The sequence below is a fragment of the Streptomyces flavidovirens DSM 40150 genome (genome assembly GCF_000429085.1).
Taxonomy (GTDB): domain Bacteria; phylum Actinomycetota; class Actinomycetes; order Streptomycetales; family Streptomycetaceae; genus Streptomyces; species Streptomyces flavidovirens.
The window spans coordinates 44,093-60,634 of record NZ_AUBE01000005.1 but is presented as its reverse complement, the minus strand read 5'-3'; the positions used below and the strand labels follow the sequence as shown (position 1 = coordinate 60,634).

At 69.8% G+C, this 16,542-nt stretch carries 15 protein-coding genes; 9 read left to right on the top strand and 6 right to left on the bottom strand.

Annotated features, from left to right (window positions below; all coding sequences use genetic code 11):
- The first annotated feature begins 63 nt into the window (after positions 1-63).
- From G412_RS0109585 to G412_RS0109565, 5 genes are read left to right on the top strand one after another with little or no spacing between them, the layout of a single operon-like run.
- Positions 64-1,038 (top strand): hypothetical protein, encoded by a 975-nt coding sequence (locus G412_RS0109585; protein WP_037648249.1) that lies wholly within the window; start codon positions 64-66, stop codon positions 1,036-1,038.
- Between the two features lie 6 nt (positions 1,039-1,044).
- The gene (gene chvE / locus G412_RS0109580; protein ID WP_028811914.1) at positions 1,045-2,172 is read left to right on the top strand and encodes a multiple monosaccharide ABC transporter substrate-binding protein; all 1,128 of its coding nucleotides are present in this window, start codon (positions 1,045-1,047) and stop codon (positions 2,170-2,172) included.
- Positions 2,173-2,195: 23 nt separating this feature from the next.
- Positions 2,196-3,716, top strand: a complete 1,521-nt coding sequence (gene mmsA, locus G412_RS0109575; RefSeq protein WP_037648345.1) for a multiple monosaccharide ABC transporter ATP-binding protein — start codon at positions 2,196-2,198, stop codon at positions 3,714-3,716.
- 5 nt (positions 3,717-3,721) lie between these two features.
- The gene (mmsB, locus tag G412_RS0109570) at positions 3,722-4,960 is read left to right on the top strand and encodes a multiple monosaccharide ABC transporter permease (RefSeq protein ID WP_028811912.1); all 1,239 of its coding nucleotides are present in this window, start codon (positions 3,722-3,724) and stop codon (positions 4,958-4,960) included.
- Positions 4,961-4,981: 21 nt separating this feature from the next.
- The gene (locus tag G412_RS0109565) at positions 4,982-6,163 is read left to right on the top strand and encodes an aldose epimerase family protein (RefSeq protein WP_028811911.1); all 1,182 of its coding nucleotides are present in this window, start codon (positions 4,982-4,984) and stop codon (positions 6,161-6,163) included.
- Between the two features lie 80 nt (positions 6,164-6,243).
- On the opposite strand, the gene G412_RS0109560 is transcribed toward G412_RS0109565, so the two are convergent.
- The 3 genes from G412_RS0109560 to G412_RS0109550 form a co-directional block, all read right to left on the bottom strand.
- Complete coding sequence (locus tag G412_RS0109560; protein WP_028811910.1) at positions 6,244-8,811, bottom strand: alpha-L-arabinofuranosidase C-terminal domain-containing protein; 2,568 nt, start codon at positions 8,809-8,811, stop codon at positions 6,244-6,246.
- Between the two features lie 119 nt (positions 8,812-8,930).
- Positions 8,931-9,329, bottom strand: coding sequence for a hypothetical protein (locus G412_RS0109555; protein ID WP_244282894.1), 399 nt, complete (start codon positions 9,327-9,329; stop codon positions 8,931-8,933).
- Between the two features lie 134 nt (positions 9,330-9,463).
- Positions 9,464-10,516: a hypothetical protein gene (locus G412_RS0109550; protein ID WP_028811908.1), complete on the bottom strand. Its 1,053-nt coding sequence runs from the start codon at positions 10,514-10,516 to the stop codon at positions 9,464-9,466.
- A 209-nt stretch (positions 10,517-10,725) separates the two neighbouring features.
- Here G412_RS0109550 and G412_RS0109545 point away from each other — a divergent pair, with 209 nt between their 5' ends.
- Positions 10,726-11,811 (top strand): WD40/YVTN/BNR-like repeat-containing protein, encoded by a 1,086-nt coding sequence (locus G412_RS0109545; protein ID WP_028811907.1) that lies wholly within the window; start codon positions 10,726-10,728, stop codon positions 11,809-11,811.
- A 96-nt stretch (positions 11,812-11,907) separates the two neighbouring features.
- On the opposite strand, the gene G412_RS0109540 is transcribed toward G412_RS0109545, so the two are convergent.
- Positions 11,908-12,285, bottom strand: a complete 378-nt coding sequence (locus G412_RS0109540) for a hypothetical protein (protein WP_028811906.1) — start codon at positions 12,283-12,285, stop codon at positions 11,908-11,910.
- Complete coding sequence (locus tag G412_RS0109535) at positions 12,282-12,869, bottom strand: TetR/AcrR family transcriptional regulator (protein WP_028811905.1); 588 nt, start codon at positions 12,867-12,869, stop codon at positions 12,282-12,284. Before G412_RS0109535 ends, G412_RS0109540 begins: the two co-directional genes overlap by 4 nt.
- 135 nt (positions 12,870-13,004) lie before the next feature.
- Here G412_RS0109535 and G412_RS0109530 point away from each other — a divergent pair, with 135 nt between their 5' ends.
- On the top strand, positions 13,005-13,547 hold the full coding sequence (locus tag G412_RS0109530; protein WP_028811904.1) for a DUF6328 family protein: 543 nt from the start codon (positions 13,005-13,007) through the stop codon (positions 13,545-13,547).
- Between the two features lie 30 nt (positions 13,548-13,577).
- Here G412_RS0109530 and G412_RS0109525 read toward each other — a convergent pair whose 3' ends face one another.
- Positions 13,578-14,255, bottom strand: coding sequence for a uracil-DNA glycosylase (locus G412_RS0109525; protein WP_028811903.1), 678 nt, complete (start codon positions 14,253-14,255; stop codon positions 13,578-13,580).
- Positions 14,256-14,344: 89 nt separating this feature from the next.
- On the opposite strand from G412_RS0109525, the gene G412_RS0109520 reads away from it, so the two are divergent.
- On the top strand, positions 14,345-15,454 hold the full coding sequence (locus tag G412_RS0109520; protein ID WP_051338226.1) for an N-acetylglucosamine kinase: 1,110 nt from the start codon (positions 14,345-14,347) through the stop codon (positions 15,452-15,454).
- A 95-nt stretch (positions 15,455-15,549) separates the two neighbouring features.
- The gene (locus G412_RS0109515) at positions 15,550-16,473 is read left to right on the top strand and encodes a sirohydrochlorin chelatase (RefSeq protein ID WP_078606885.1); all 924 of its coding nucleotides are present in this window, start codon (positions 15,550-15,552) and stop codon (positions 16,471-16,473) included.
- Positions 16,474-16,542 lie beyond the last annotated feature (69 nt).

Sequence of the window (16,542 nt, the reverse complement as noted above, 5' to 3'; positions counted from 1 at the left end):
CTCACGAAACGATCGAACCCCGTCCGAAATCTCGAACCAAGGAGTCCCGTGACAGCCCCGTCAATGCCCCGCCACCCCGGCGCCGACGCCCTCGCCCGCATCGGCCATCCCACACCGGACGACAACCCCGCGGATTCCTCCCCGCACGCCTTCCCCGACGGCGGTACCTGGCGTACCGAGGTGCCGTCGGTGGAGGGGCCGGAGGCGCTCGCCGTCGTACTCAAGGAGAGCTCGCGCCTCGACGTCCCCATCCACCGCATCAGCCAGGGCAGCGGCATCTGGATGCTCACCGACAGCGACATCACCGAGATGGTGGAGTCCTGCGCCGAACGCGACATCGAGCTCTGCCTGTTCACCGGGCCGCGCGGAACCTGGGACATCGGCGCGGCCACCCGCACCGACTCCGGCGGCGGCGGTCTGCGCGCCCGTGGCCATGACGCCCTGGCCGGATGCGTCGAAGACGCCCTGCGCGCGACCGCACTGGGAGTGAAGTGCCTGCTCGTCGCCGACGAAGGCGTGCTGTGGACGCTGCACCAACTGCGCGCCGCCGGGGTGCTGCCCGCCGACACCACCTTCAAGGTCTCCGCGCTGATCGGGCCGGTCAACCCGGCTTCGTACGCCGTCTACGAGCGGCTCGGCGCCGACTCCGTCAACATCCCCTCCGACCTCACGCTCGCCCACTTCACCGAGATCCGGAGGGTCAGCCGCGCCCCCATGGACCTCTACGTCGAGGCGCCCGACGACCTCGGCGGCTACATCCGCATGTACGAGGCCGCCGAGCTGATCCGGCGCGGCGCGCCCCTGTACCTCAAGTTCGGGCTGTCGAAGTCCCCCGGCATCTATCCGTACGGCGCCCAACTGCGCGACACCGCCCTGGCCGGCGCCCGTGAGCGAGTACGCCGCGGACGCCTCGTACTCGACCTGCTCGCCCGGCACGGTGCGGACGGCGGGATGTCCCCGCTCGGATCCCGCCTGCCCGGCACCCTCCACCGCTTCCCCACGACCGCCGCCACCACCGCCATCCCCGCGAAGGACTGATCCGTCATGACTCGACGCGTATCCCGGACCGCGACCGCCCTCACCACCACCGCGCTCGCCCTCTCCCTCGCCGCCTGCGGCCAGAGCGCCGAGGGCGGCAGCAAGGAGAAGAAGTCCGCCGGGGACGGCACCATCGGCATCGCGATGCCGACGAAGTCCTCCGAGCGGTGGATCGCCGACGGCAACAACATGGTCGAGCAGTTCAAGAAGCTCGGCTACAAGACGGACCTGCAGTACGGCGAGGACGACGTCGACCAGCAGGTCTCGCAGATCGAGAACATGATCACCAAGGGTGTCGACGTGCTGGTGGTCGCCGCCATCGACGGCCGCGCGCTGGGCGACGTGCTCGGCCAGGCCGCCGCCCAGGGCGTCAAGGTGATCAGTTACGACCGCCTCATCCTCGGCACTCCGAACGTCGACTACTACGCCTCCTTCGACAACGAGAAGGTCGGCGTCCTCCAGGCGACGTACATCATCGACAAGCTCGGGCTGAAGAACGGCGGCAAGGGCGAGACCGCGAGCGGCAAGAAGGGCCCGTTCAACGTCGAGCTGTTCGCCGGCTCGCCCGACGACAACAACACCGGCTACTTCTTCCAGGGCGCCTGGAAGACCCTGAAGCCGTACATCGACAGCAAGCAGATCGTCGTCCGGAGCGGCCAGACCAAGCTCGACCAGGTCACCACCCTGCGCTGGGACGGCGGGACCGCGCAGAAGCGCATGGACGACCTGCTGACCAAGGCGTACGGCTCCGAGGACGTGGACGCCGTCCTCTCCCCGTACGACGGGATCTCCATCGGCATCCTGTCCGCGCTCAAGTCGGACGGATACGGTACGCCGGCCAAGCCGTACCCCGTCGTCACCGGCCAGGACGCCGAGGTCGCGTCCGTGAAGTCCATCATCGCCGGACAGCAGACGCAGACCGTCTACAAGGACACCCGGGCGCTGGCCAAGCAGGCCGTGCAGATGGCCGACGCCGTACTGAACGATAAGAAGCCCGAGGTCAACGACACCCAGACGTACCACAACGAGAAGAAGGTCGTGCCCTCCTTCCTCCTCGAACCGGTCAGTGTCGACAAGACCAACTACCAATCTGTTCTCGTGGACTCCGGATACATCAAGGCGAGCGACCTGTGACGGCGCCGGCGCCCGTCCTGGAGATGCGCTCGATCGTCAAGACCTTCCCCGGCGTCAAGGCACTCTCCGACGTAACGCTGACCGTGGCGCGCGGCGAGGTTCATGCTGTCTGCGGGGAGAACGGCGCGGGCAAGTCGACCCTGATGAAGGTCCTCAGCGGCGTACACCCGCACGGGAGTTACGAGGGGGACATCCTCTTCGACGGCGAACACTGCGCCTTCAAAGACATCCGGGCCAGCGAGGCGCACGGCATCGTGATCATCCATCAGGAGCTCGCCCTGGTGCCGTACCTCTCCCTCGCCGAGAACATCTTCCTCGGCAACGAGCACGCCCGGCGCGGGATCATCAGCTGGAACGAGACCCTCAAGCACGCGTCGGCGCTGCTCAAGCGGGTGGGGCTGCGCGAGCATCCGCAGACGCGGGTCGCGGACATCGGGGTCGGCAAGCAGCAGCTCGTGGAGATCGCGAAGGCGCTGTCCAAGGAGGTGAAGCTGCTGATCCTCGACGAGCCGACCGCCGCGCTCAACGACGAGGACTCGGCTCAGCTTCTCGACCTGATCCTGGAGCTGAAGGAACAGGGCATCACCTCGATCATCATCTCGCACAAGCTCAACGAGATAGCCGCGGTCGCCGACTCGGTCACCATCATCCGCGACGGCCGCACCATCGAGACCCTCGACGTCAAGGCGGCCGCGACCACCGAGGAGCGGATCATTCGCGGCATGGTCGGCCGCGACCTCGACCACCGCTTTCCGGAGCGGACGCCGTACGAGGGAGATCCCGGCGCCCATCCCGCCCTGGAAGTACGCGACTGGACCGTGCACCACCCCATCGACCAGCAGCGCAAGGTCGTCGACGGCGTCTCCGTGCATGTCCGGCGGGGAGAAATCGTGGGAATCGCGGGGCTGATGGGGGCCGGGCGTACCGAACTCGCGATGAGTGTCTTCGGGCGGTCGTACGGCCGGAACATCAGCGGCATCGTCCTCAAGGACGGCGAGGAGATCCGCACCCGGACCGTTCCGGAGGCGATCGGCCATGGCATCGCGTACGTCACCGAGGACCGCAAGCACTACGGCCTCAACCTCATCGACACCATCGGCCGCAACATCACCCTCAGCGCCCTGCCGAAGGTCGCCAAGCGCGGCATCGTCGACGGCCACGAGGAAACCAGGGTCGCAGAGTCGTACCGCCGCAGCATGAACATCAAGGCGCCGACGGTCTTCGAGCAGGTGGGCCGGCTCTCCGGCGGCAACCAGCAGAAGGTCGTCCTCAGCAAGTGGATCTTCGCAGGTCCCGAGGTGCTGATCCTCGACGAACCGACCCGCGGCATCGACGTCGGCGCCAAGTTCGAGATCTACAGCGTGATCGACCGCCTCGCCGCCGAAGGCAAGGCCGTCATCTTCATCTCCTCCGAACTCCCCGAACTGCTCGGCATGTGCGACCGCGTCTACACGATGTCCGCCGGCCGGCTGACGGGCGAGATCGCGCGCGCGGACGCGACCCAGGAAGTACTGATGCGCCACATGACCATGGACAAGAGGTAAGCAAGATGGGCAGCCCGGTCACCACCGAGAAGCCGGGGCGGCAAGCCGCTCCGCCCGGACCGCGCGGTTCCGCGGTCAGCACGCTGCTGCTGGAAACCATGCGCCGCAACATGCGCCAGTACGGCATGCTCATCGCGCTCGCGCTGATCGTCGTACTCTTCGCGATCTGGACCGACGGCGTACTCCTCCAGCCGAACAACGTCACCAACCTGGTCCTCCAGAACAGCTACATCCTGGTCCTCGGCATCGGCATGATGATCGTCATCATCTCGGGCCACATCGACCTGTCGGTCGGCTCGCTCGCGGCGTTCGTCTCCGCCGCGTGCGCGGTGATGATGGTCGAGCACGACGTGCCGTGGGTGCTCGCCACCGTGATCGCGCTGGTCATCGGGGCGGTCGCCGGGGCCTGGCAGGGCTTCTGGATCGCGTACGTCGGCATCCCCTCGTTCATCGTCACGCTGGCGGGCATGCTGCTCTTCCGCGGCGGTACGCAGATCTTCCTCGGCTCGCGCTCCATCGGCCCGTTCCCCGAGGGCTTCCAGAAGATCTCCACGGGGTACCTGCCGTCCCTCGGACCGGACACCAACTACCACAACCTCACTCTGCTGCTGGGCCTGGTCCTGCTCGTCTTCGCGCTGGCGCAGGAGGTGCGCGACCGGCGCAGGCAGCTGAGTCACGACCTCGACGTGCTGCCGCGCTCGCTCTTTCTCACCAAGTGCGTGGCGATGGCGGCAGCCGTCCTCGCCTTCACCCTGACGCTGGCCAGCTACCGGGGCGTACCCGTGGTGCTGCTGCTGCTCGCGGTGCTGCTCATCGGCTTCGGTTTCGTGATGCGCAACGCGGTCGTCGGCCGGCATGTGTACGCGCTGGGCGGCAACCAGGCGGCGGCGAAGCTGTCGGGCGTCAAGGACAAGCGCGTCACCTTCCTGGTCTTCGTGAACATGGGCGTGCTCGCCGCCCTGGCGGGGGTCGTGTACGCGGCCCGGCTGAACGCGGGTGTGCCGCAGGCCGGCGTCAACTTCGAGCTGGAGGCGATCGCCGCGGCGTTCATCGGCGGCGCGTCGATGAGCGGCGGCGTCGGCACGGTGTTCGGCGCGATCATCGGCGGCCTGGTGCTGGGCGTACTCAACAACGGCATGTCGCTGGTCGGCATTGGCACCGACTACCAGCAGGTCATCAAGGGTCTCGTGCTGCTGGCGGCGGTCGGCTTCGACGTATGGAACAAGCGCAAGGTCGGTTCATAACTCCCTGAAGGGGTCATCAAGATGAGCACGAGCAGACGCACCGTACTGGCGGGCGCGACGGCGGGTGCGGCAGCCGCCGCGGGCCTCGCGGGGACGGGCACGGCGTACGCCGCCACCTCCCCCACCGGGCACTCCACGACCGGGCACTCCCCCTCGCGGGAGCTCTTCGGCCGGCTGGCCGACGGCACGAAGGTGTACCGCTGGACCGTCGCCAACGGCGGGACGCGGCTGAAGGTCCTCTCGTACGGTGGCATCGTCCAGTGCCTGGAGATACCGGACCGGCACGGCGCGGCGGCGAACATTTCGCTGGGCTTCGACAATCTCGACGACTACGTCGCCAAGTCCCCGTACTTCGGCGCGCTGATCGGGCGCTACGGCAACCGCATCGCCAAGGGCCGGTTCACGCTCGACGGACGTGCGTATCAGGTGCCTCTCAACGACGGACCGAACAGCCTGCACGGCGGCGACAAGGGCTTCGACAAGCAGGTGTGGGACGTGGAGCCCTTCAGCCGGGGGTCCGACCGGGGGCTCGTCCTCCGGCGGATCAGTCCGGACGGCGAGATGGGCTACCCCGGCACGCTCAAGGTGAAGGTCACGTACACGCTCACCGCGCGCGGTGACTGGCGCATCGACTACCGGGCCACCACCGACCGGGCCACGGTCGCCAACCTCACCAGTCACACCTACTTCAACCTGGCGGGCGAGGGCAGCGGCTCCATCGACGGCCACACGCTGGAAATGGCCGCCGCCCGCTACACCCCCGTCGACGCCACCCTGATCCCGACCGGCGAGCTCGCGCGCGTCTCCGGAACGCCCTTCGACTTCCGGCGGGCGAAGGCGATCGGGAAGCAGGCCCGCACACCGCACGAGCAAGTGCTGTACGGGAAGGGGCTCGACCACAACTGGGTACTGGACAAGGGCATCACGTCCACGCCCGGCTACGCGCTCACGCTCACCGATCCCGGTTCGGGCCGGGTGATGAAGATGTACACGACCGAACCGGGCATGCAGTTCTACAGCGGCAACTTCCTCGACGGCACGCTCGCCGGAACGTCCGGCCGGCTGTACCGCCAGGGCGACGGCCTGTGCCTGGAGTCGCAGCACTTCCCGGACTCGCCCAACCAGCCGTCGTTCCCCTCGACGGTGCTGCGCCCGGAATCGACGTACCGCTCGACCACAGTCCACACCTTCTCGGCCCGCTGACGACGGCGCAGAGACCGAAGCCCCCTGCCGGATCAGGTTCCGGCAGGGGGCTTCGGTCTGTCGTCCGGGCCCAGCGGGGCTCAGCCCGTCTTGATGCGCATGAAGGTGACGGAGTGGGCGGGGAAGGTGTACGTGAAGGTGTTGTCGACCCCCTCCAGGGTCGAGCCGCGGGGCCTGATCGGCTGGTCGGTGGCGGTGTTCACCGCGTCCGGGGCGCCCTGGAGCGTCGTCAGTCGGGCCGTGGACGACGCGATGGCGGTGTCCCGGCCGAGATCGATCTTCGTACGGGCGGGCGCGTCCTGGGCGTTGACGACCTTGACGATGAGTTCGCCGGTGGCCTTGTCGCGGGTGACGACCTGGCGGAAGGGCTCAGCGGTCTTGTCGTCCGTGAAGCTGCCCCACTCCTTGCCGTCGAGGAAGAGCGTCACCTGCCGGCCGCGCACCTGGACCTTGACGTCGTAGGTGCGACCGCTTTCGATCGTCGTACCGCGCTCGATGAGGGTCTGCTTGGCGCCGCCCACTGCCTTCTCGACGACGGAACGGGTGTTGCCCCAGCCGCCGAGGTTCCACCAGTAGTAGTTGCCGGTGTCCTTGACCCCGAACGCGATCAGGAAGCCCTCCTTGCCGGACTGCTTCGTCGCGTTGAGCTTCAGGTCGTAGTCGTGCCAGGCCGGGTCGCCCGCCGTGACGAGTGTGTTCTCGGCCGCCGCGTCGGACTGGTGGTACGCCCCGTCCTTCACGGACCAGGAGCCGGTGCTCGCCGCCCTGGTCCAGCGGCTGTCGTCGCCGGAGAAGTCGTCGGCGAAGAGGCGCGCGCCGCCGGCCGACGTGACACTCACGTCGTCGTACGCCGCGGCGGTCGCCCAGGTGGAGAGGCCCACGGCACCGGTGATCGGGCCGCTGGTGGCGGGGGTGCCGGAGGCCTGGCTTCGTACGACCTCGTCACCGACGTTGTTCATGAAGAGCTTCTGCGTCTCGTAACTGGCGCTTCCCCATGAGGTGGTGTTGTCGAACCAGATCATGTTCGGCCGCCACTGCGCGTCGTTGGTGTCGGCGAGGAGCGGCGCGTACGAGGCGAGTTTGACGACGTCCGCGTTGCGTTCGAGTCCCGTCATGTAGGTGGCTTCGGCGAGGGCGTTGGAGAAGCGGTTGTCGAGTGACGCGTACTCGCCGAGGAAGACCTTGGGGCCCTGGCGGTCGTAGGCGTCGTAACGCTCGTTGTTCTCCAGGAACCACTGCGGGCTGTTGTAGTAGTGCTCGTCGACCATGGCGACCTTGGCATCACGGTTCAGCTGCCAGGCGCGGTCGAACGTGGCGCCGCTGTCGTCGGGGCCGGAGTTGCTGATGACGGTGACGGCTGGGTACTTGGCCTCGATGGCCTTGCGGAACTCGGTGAATCGCGTGAAGAACTCGTCGGGGAGGTTCTCCTCGTTGCCGACCTCCAGGTGGGTCAGGCCGAAGGGCTTGGGGTGGCCCATCCGGGCGCGTTTCTTCCCCCACGGGGAGGACACGGGTCCGTTGGCGAACTCGATGAGGTCGAGCGTGTCCTGGATGTGGCGGCGGAGCAGCTCCGGGTCGTCGGTCGCCTTGTTCTGGCCGCAGCCGGTGACGAGGGCGGGGACGACGGGCAGGGCCATCGCGCCGATGTCCTCGGCGTACTGGAAGTACTCGTAGTAGCCGAGTCCGTAGGTCTGGTTGTAGCCCCAGAAGTTGGCGTTCACCGGCCGCTGCTCGACGGGGCCGACGGTGTCCTTCCACTGGTAGGAGCGCTTGCGCTCGAAGTCCGGTGCCTCGTACGCCTCATGGCTGCCGGTGTTCACCAGGCAGCCGCCGGGGAAGCGCAGGAAGCCGGGCTTCAGGGCTGCGACCTTCTCGGCGAGGTCCTTGCGCAGGCCGTTCGGCCGGCCCTTGTAGGTGTCGCGGGGGAAGAGCGAGACCATGTCGAGCCGTACGGTGCCGCTGCCGCCAGCGGTGACGGCGAGCCGGCCGGCGCCGCTGGTCGCGCGGGCGGTGAGGGTTCCGGAGTACTTCGTCCAGCGGTCGCCGCGTGCCGTGACGCGCAAGGGCCGCGCCAGCTGGGTCTGGCCGTCGCGCAGTTCGACGCTGAGCGGGGTTCCGCGCGTCTGGTCGGTGCGTGCCCACACCGAGAAGTCGTACTTCTCTCCCGCGCGCACGGCGATTCCCGCGTTGTAGCCGGAGTTCGCGACGCCGAGGCGGCCGCTGTCACCGTCACGGTTTCCGTCGAGGTCCAGCCGCAGATAGCGGCGGTTGCGCTCGTTGAGCCGCCCGCTGTCGTCCACGACGCGGGCCGTGCCGGTCGCTCCGCCGCTCGCGGTTTCCTTCCAGGCGGTCAGGGGGGTGTACGAGCGGTTGTCGGCGGGGTCGTACTCGAAGGAACGATTCTGCACCAGCTCGGCGTACAGTCCGCCGTCGGCGGCGTGGTTGATGTCCTCGTAGAACACGCCGTACATGGAGTCGTCGATCGCGGGCCCGGCGCCGGCCGGGTCGACACTGATCGAGTAGTCGGTGACCGCCGCCTCCGCCGCGGCGGGCGCTTCACCGGGTGCGACGACAAGAGCGGCCGTCAGGCCGGCGAGGACCGCCGACGCGACGGCGAGCCGGTGTCTGGACCTTCTCTGACTGTGCATACGGGCTCCCGGTGTTCGTTCGAAATATCGGACATCGACCACAATCCCGAACGAGAACATAGGCAGGAGCCCACGGCAGGTCAACTCCCGTGCAGCAAGAGGAAATTATTGACAGCCGACTACGCGCGTCGCCGAAGGCCGATCTCCGTGTCCGCCGCGTAGCTCTGGGTCCAGTGGCGCCCGGCGTCCGACGCCCAGGTGACGTGGACGGTGTCGCCGTCGGACCGGACGCGTTCCACGGTGATCGTGCGCTCCCCGGTACGTACGTCCCCGCGGCGCAGCTCACCCGCCCTGACGGTCGGATACGTGTCCTTGACCTGCGCCTCGGCGTCGTCGGCCGCCCGCACAAGCGCCGCCGCCAGCTCCCGCGCCTGCGGGGGCGTCGCCACCAGGGAGACGTACGCACCGCTCCGCGCGCCGATGTGGATCTGCCCGGCCTGCGCGTCCATTGCCGGTCCCGTGGCGACCTCCACGAGGGCCACCGAATCGTCCGGGGTGTGCATGCGGATGTCGGGCATGGTTTTTCTCCTCAGGCGTGCGCGCCCACGGCGATCGTGCCGGCGGACGCTTCGGGAACGGCCTCCATGATCTCCCCGCCGCGGCGCACCTCACCGCCACGGACGTCCCCCGACCCGGTCCGGTCCTTCGGCCGCTACCAGTCGCCGTCCGCCACCGGTTTCCCCGGCGCGTCGCCGAGCGGCTTCACCTGGTGCGGTGACGGCTGCTGCCACGGCGTGTGGTCGTCGCCCAGCCACTCACCGACGGGCTTCACGCCGCCCAGCGTGTCCGCGGGCGCCAAGTCCTCGCCGTCGGCGTCGTAGTAGTCGAACCAGGGCAGTCCCGCCCGTGTGTACGCCGCCCGGTCGACGGGGGACGACGGGGGCTCCTCCCCGGTGATACGCCGCCATTCCGGCGGGGTCACCAGATGGACGAAGACCCGGCCCGACGGCTCGGCGGCCCAGTCGGAGGCGGGCCGGTCGTCCTTGTAGACCTCCTGACGCATGGAACCGCCCACACCCAGCCCCATCGCCGCCGCCGGGGACCGTGGCACGGGGGGACTGCCCCAGCCGCCTCCGGAGGCGGACATCACGGCCGGGGCAGCCCCCGGCATGCCGTACGGGGCCGCGGACCGCGGCATGGCGGCCCGCCGCTCGGCCGCCCGCCGCTGCTCCTCCCGCCACGCCTCCAGCGGCCCGTCCGCGAGCGTCCACGACTGCAGTTGCAGTCCGCCCCACTTCTCCTCGCCGGTGACCTGGCCCTCGACGGTCGCTCCCATCCCGAGCGGTACGGCGACGAACTGCCGCACCGTTCCCGACCCGGAGTTTATGCCGTCGAGCCACGGCTGGCGGGGCAGCACCAGGTAGTTCTGCGGGCCCCGTGACAGCCGGCCGCTCCACGGCTTGCCCGACACCGCGCACACCTTCCCGACCCCGACCTGAAGGGCGTTCGGTTCCACGGTCCCGGCGAAGCTCAGCCACATCGCTTCGCGCAGATACACGGGCAGCATGACGCCGCCTCTGTCCAGCCACTCCTGAGGGACTGTGGCGGCGTAGTCCTCGACCCTGCGCAGCGGGAAGTGGCCCAGGCCCGGCGGCAGGGAGTGCGTCCCCTTCTCGGGCAGGCGCAGCGTACGTACGAAACGCACCCGCACCCCGCCCGGCAGCAGAAGATTGTCCCCGTCGATCCGTACCGCACCGTTGGTCACCGGCGCTCTCCCCTCGCTTCGGTACTGCCGATCGCTCCCGGTGTTATAACGAGCGTCGCGTACCGTCCGGTTCCACTCGGGGCGGAGGGGGCTTGTTTTCCCCGGCATGCCGTCCTGAGCTGCGGCAACACGCTCTCCGGCGGCCGTTGTCAGTGGTGGGGTGCACACTGGCCCGTATCTGAGACAACGGCGTCCTGGAGGTGTCGGCGATGACCGACGTACTGCTCACTGTAGGAACACGAAAAGGGCTCTTCATCGGCCGCAGGCGCGGCGGCGCGTGGGAGATCGACGGGCCCCATTTCAACGCGCAGGCGGTGTATTCGATCGCCATCGACACCCGCGGCGCGATGCCCAGGCTGCTCGCCGGCGGGGACAGCCTGCACTGGGGTCCCTCGGTCTTCCACTCCGACGACCTCGGTGCGACCTGGGTGGAGCCCAGGCAACCCGCCGTGAAGTTCCCGGAGTTCACGGGTGCGTCGCTGGAGCGGGTCTGGCAGCTGCATCCGGCCGGGCCCGAGGCTCCCGACGTGGTGTACGCGGGGACGGAGCCGGCCGCGCTCTTCCGTTCCGAGGACCGCGGCGAGTCCTTCGAGCTCGTACGGCCGCTGTGGGAGCACCCGACGCGCTCGCAGTGGGTGCCGGGCGGTGGTGGCGAGGGGCTGCACACGATCATCACCGACCCGCGTGACCCACGGGCCGTGACGGTCGCGGTGTCCACGGCGGGCGTGTTCCGCTCGCTGGACGGCGGGGCGAGCTGGACCCCGTCCAACAAGGGGGTGTCGGCGGTGTTCCTGCCCGATCCCAACCCGGAGTTCGGCCAGTGCGTACACAAGGTCGTTCAGGACGCGGCCGATCCCGACCGGCTGTATCTGCAGAATCACTGGGGGGTGTTCCGCAGCGACGACGCCGGGGCCAACTGGTCCGACATCGGGGCGGGGCTGCCCTCGACGTTCGGTTTCGCAGCCGCCGCGCATCCGCACCGCGCGGACACGGCGTACGTCTTCCCCATCACGGCGGACTCCGACCGAGTGCCCGCCGACAACAAGTGCCGGGTCTACCGCACCAGGGACGCGGGCAAGAGCTGGGAGCCGCTGACGGCCGGACTGCCCCAGGAGCCGCATTACGGAACGGTGCTGCGCGACGCGCTCTGTACGGACGACGCCGACCCGGCGGGGGTGTACTTCGGCAACCGCAACGGCGAGCTCTTCGCGAGCGCGGACGACGGGGACAGCTGGCAGATGCTCGCCTCTCATCTGCCGGATGTGCTGTGCGTGCGGGCCGCGGTCATCGGTTGACCGGGCCGGGCGCGCCGCCGGCAGGCAGTGCGGCTCAGCAGGCCCGCGCTGGGGCGCGGGCCGTGCCCCCCAGCCGTTCCCCATGGACTGCGGCGTTCAGAGCGCCCCGGCCGCGGTCAGTACCGCCACCGGCAGGAGCAGAATCCATTGCGGCAGTCGTAGCAGCGGTTTGGACCACCTGGCCGCCAGCGTCACCGCCAGGAACGCGGCCGAGTAGGCGACGAAGTGGGCGGACAGGATCCAGGCGACGGTTTCGCCGCCTGGCCGGTCGCCCGGTGACAGCCAGATCAGCGCGGCAGCGGCCAGGACCAGGTCGGCGGTGACCATATGCCAGACGGCGTGCAGGACGCGTCGGGGCTCGTCGGGGAGATTGCCTGCCAGCAGGGGCAGGACGACGTCGCGACGACCGCCGACGATGTGGATCGCGGCGACCCCGGCGGCGGTTATACCGGCGGTGAGGAACCAGCCGTTCATCGTGCCTCGATTCCGCGGCCGACGATCGCGGCCAGTTGGGTGGCAAGCTTCGGTGCGGGGCGCTCGCCCACGAGCCCGACATGGAAGAAGACAGCTCCGGCCAGCGTGTCCAGGATCAGATCCACCGGTACGTCGGCGCCGGTCTCACCTCGCCGCACCGCTCGCTCGAACACCTCGGCAAGGCCGGCCTTCGCGGGGGCCAGGAAGTGGGTCCGGATGCGGGTCCGCAATACCGGGGCGGCGGCGAAGTCGGCCAGCAGGCCGGGCAGGGCGGCAGCGGCGGCCGGGGCGGTGAACTCCTGGATCAGGGCGTCGAGGAGCGCGGCCAGATCTGCCGTCAGGTTGCCGGTGTCCGGCGCCGCCATCGTGTCGGTCTCGGTGAAGACCGCCTCGTACACCAACTCGGCCTTGCCGGACCAGCGTCGATAGATGGTGTCCTTACCGACACCAGCGCGAGCGGCCACGGCCCCGATCGCGGTCGCCGCGTATCCGACCTCGACCAACAGCTCGGCCGTGGCGGCCAGGATGGCTTCGTGGGCGCGACTGTCTCTGGGGCGCCCACGAGGGGCGCTGGGAAGTGTCATGCCTTAACCATACGGGTCGATCGGTATGGTTAATAGCCGGGGGTGCCGAGCCGCGAAGCGCACCCGGCCGACAGCGAGGGGGGTGTGATGACGCAGAAAATGGGCATCCGGATTTTCTCGAACCTGGAGGATGCCATGGCCATGACGGAGCAGCCGACCAAAACCGGTACGTGCACTTCATGTGGAACGGACGGTGCTCCCGGCCACGAGCCGCCGGAAACCCCGCGCGAGCGCGTCAATCGCCGCTGGAACGAGATACTTCAGGAGACCAGGGTCGCGCAGACCGGCGTACAGATCCTCTTCGGATTCCTTCTCAGCGTGGCGTTCACCCCTGTGTTCAGGGACCTTCAGACCTTCGACCGTACCGTGTACGTGATCACCGTGGTCCTCGGCGCGGCGGCCACCGGTTCGCTGATAGCGCCGGTGTCGATTCACCGCTTCCTGTCCGGCCAGCGCATGAAAGACGAAGTGGTGGAGGCCGCCGGCCGGCTGATGATGTGCGGCATGGTGCTCCTCGCCCTGACCATCGGCTGCACCCTGCTGCTCATCCTGCACGTTGTGCTGCCGAGCCTGGTCGGCGAGCTCCTCGCCGGTGGTGTCATGCTGTGGTTCGCCCTGTGCTGGTACGTACTGCCGCTTCGGCTCCGCCGCCGCTCCGCGCGCCGCACCGACACGTGAACCACAGCCGACCGGTTGTGCCGGGAGAGCTCAGGGCAGTTGCCAGACCACCGGCTGGGCCCCCTGGCGGACCAGCAGTTCATTGGTCCGGCTGAACGGCCGCGAGCCGAAGAATCCGCGGTCCGCCGACATCGGTGACGGGTGGGCGGACTCGATCGCGGGGAAGTCCCCGAGCAGCGGCCGCAGATTGCGGGCGTCACGTCCCCACAGCACGGACACCAGCGGTTTGCCACGCGCGACCAGGGCGCGGATGGCCTGCTCGGTCACTTCTTCCCAGCCCTTGCCGCGGTGCGCCGCGGGCTTGCGGGGCGCCGTGGTGAGCGCCCTGTTGAGCAACAGCACGCCTTGTCGGGTCCACGGCGTCAGATCGCCGTTGGAGGGCCGGGGCAGGCCCAAATCCGTGTGCAGCTCCCGGAAGATGTTCTCCAGACTGCCCGGCAGGGAACGTACGTCGGGCGAGACCGCGAAGCTGTGCCCGATGGCCATTCCCGGCGTCGGATAGGGGTCCTGACCGACGATCAGGACCCGAACCTCGTCGAAGGGCTGCTGGAAGGCCCGCAGGACATGTGCTCCGGCCGGCAGATAGGTGCGGCCGGCTGCGATCTCAGCGCGCAGGAAGTCGCCCATCGCGGCGATCCGCCCGGCCACAGGACGCAGCGCCTGCGCCCATCCGGGTTCTACGAGTTCGTTCAACGGTCGTGCTGCCACGGCATGTCACCCTACCGGCCTACGGGGAGCACGGCCGACAGCCGGGATAGGCTGCCGCGGTCACTCCTCCTTCTCCCCGGAGCCGGTCCATGAGGTCACGCAGGCGTTCGCCGGACGTCCGGACGGCTGCCGTGACGCCGTGGGTGCTCGGGGTCGACTCCGGCGGTTCGGGGCTGCGGGTGGCGCTCGCGAAAGCCCCGTGCGACGGACGCTCGGACACCGGACACGCCGCAACCACCGCGTCGCGTGAGCCCGTACGCACGGGACCCGCCGGAATCGACGCGGCGCATCTCCTGGACCAGCTACTGCCCATGGCACGGGCACTCCTCGACAACGCCGGAGACGGGGACGCCGGAGACCGGACCGCCGGAGACCCGGACGTCGGAGACCCGCACGCCGGCTCCACGCGCCCCGTCACCATCGACGCCGTGGCGATCGGCGCCGCCGGTATGGCGACCCTCGGCGACGACCTGCGTGCCCGGCTGCCCGGAGCGCTGGAGAGCGCGCTGGGCGTACGGCGCCTCGCGCTCGCCGCCGACGCCGTCACGGCGTACGCGGGAGCGCTCGGCCTGCGGCCGGGAGCGGTGGTCGCGGCCGGCACCGGGATGATCGCGCTCGGTACGGACCTCTCCCGCTGGCGCAGGGCCGACGGCTGGGGGCATCTGCTCGGCGACTGCGGTAGCGGTGCCTGGATCGGCCGCGCCGGACTCGAAGCCGCGATGCGCGCCCACGACGGGCGCAGTGGTGGCTCACGCGCCCTGCTGGCCCGCGTGGAGGCGGTTTTCGGTCCGGCGCCCCAACTGCCCGGCCTGCTCTACCCGCGTGCCGACCGCCCCGCCGTGCTCGCCTCGTTCGCGCCGGAAGTGGCCCGCTGCGCGGCAGCCGAACCCGCCGATCCAGTCGCGGCCGGCATCCTGCGGGAGGCGGCCGGGCACATCGCCGACGCCGCCGCCGCCGTGTGCCCGCCGTCCGGGGAGTGCGAGGTCGCCCTCACCGGTGGCCTGTTCAAGATGGGCGACCCGCTGCTCGTACCACTGCGGGACGCACTCGCCGCGCGGCTGCCGCACGCGCGTACCGTCCCGGCGGCGGGAGATCCGCTGGCCGGAGCCGTGCGCGTCGCCGCGGCGCTCGCCACGGACGGTCTGCGGCTGCCGGCCGACGGGCGCCTGCTGCACGTACGCACAGAGCAGGGCAGTTGAACTCATAGCGACTCACGGGATAAATGCGGACAGACACCGCTGCAACGCCCCCTCCCCGAACAGCCAAGCAGACAAACGCAGTAGCATGCGGCGCCATGAGCTCCCCCACTGGGCCCGCATCCGGCCTGCCTGTACGAATGCCGCGACCACGACAGTCCGGACGGCACCGCCGGCCGGAACCCGTGGTGGCTCCCGAGGGCGCGCCCGCGCTTGTCCTCGCCGTCCCCGGCACGCCGGGCAGCGCGTCGCGCAGCCTGGCGGAGGAAGTCGTCAGTATCGCCCGTTCCGAGCTGCCCGGACTTGAGGCCAGGATCGGCTATCTCGACGGCGACAACGACGAGTACCCCGCGCTGGAGAACGTCCTCGCGCGCACCGCTTCCGAGCGCACCGCCCGCTACGAGCATGCGCTCGCCGCGGGCCGCGAGGTCTCCGAGCCGCAGGGCCCGGCCGCCGTCGTGGTGCCGCTGCTCGCCGGCCCCGAGAACGCTCTGATGCGCCGGATACGGCAGGCCGTCATGGACAGCCGTGCCGCCGTCGAGCTGACCGACGTCCTCGGCCCGCACCCGCTGCTCGCCGAGGCCCTGCACGTGCGCCTCTCCGAGGCCGGCCTGTCCCGCGCCGACCGCGCGAGGCTGTTCACGGTCGCCACCGCGGCCGACGGCATCATCCTCGCCACCGTGGGCGGCGACGAGGCCGTGCAGGCCGCCGGCATCACCGGCATGCTGCTGGCCGCGCGGCTCGCCGTACCGGTGATAGCGGCCGCACTCGATGAGGAAGGTTCGGTCGGCGCCGTCGCGGAGCAGTTGCGCGGCTCCGGCTCCACCCAGCTCGCGCTGGCGCCGTACGTGATCGGCCCCGAGGTGCCCGACAGCCTGCTGGACGCGGCCGTCAAGGAGGCGGACTGCGCGACCGCCGAGCCGCTGGGCGCCTATCCGGCGATCGGCAAGCTCGCCCTGTCGCACTACACGACCGCGCTGGGCATCGCCCCGCAGCCGGCACAGGGCATGCCGGCCCACTGAGCGCCGCCCCCCCACCGCACGCCGACCGCGGTACGGAGGGACGGGCACGCACGAAGCCCGAGGGCCCGC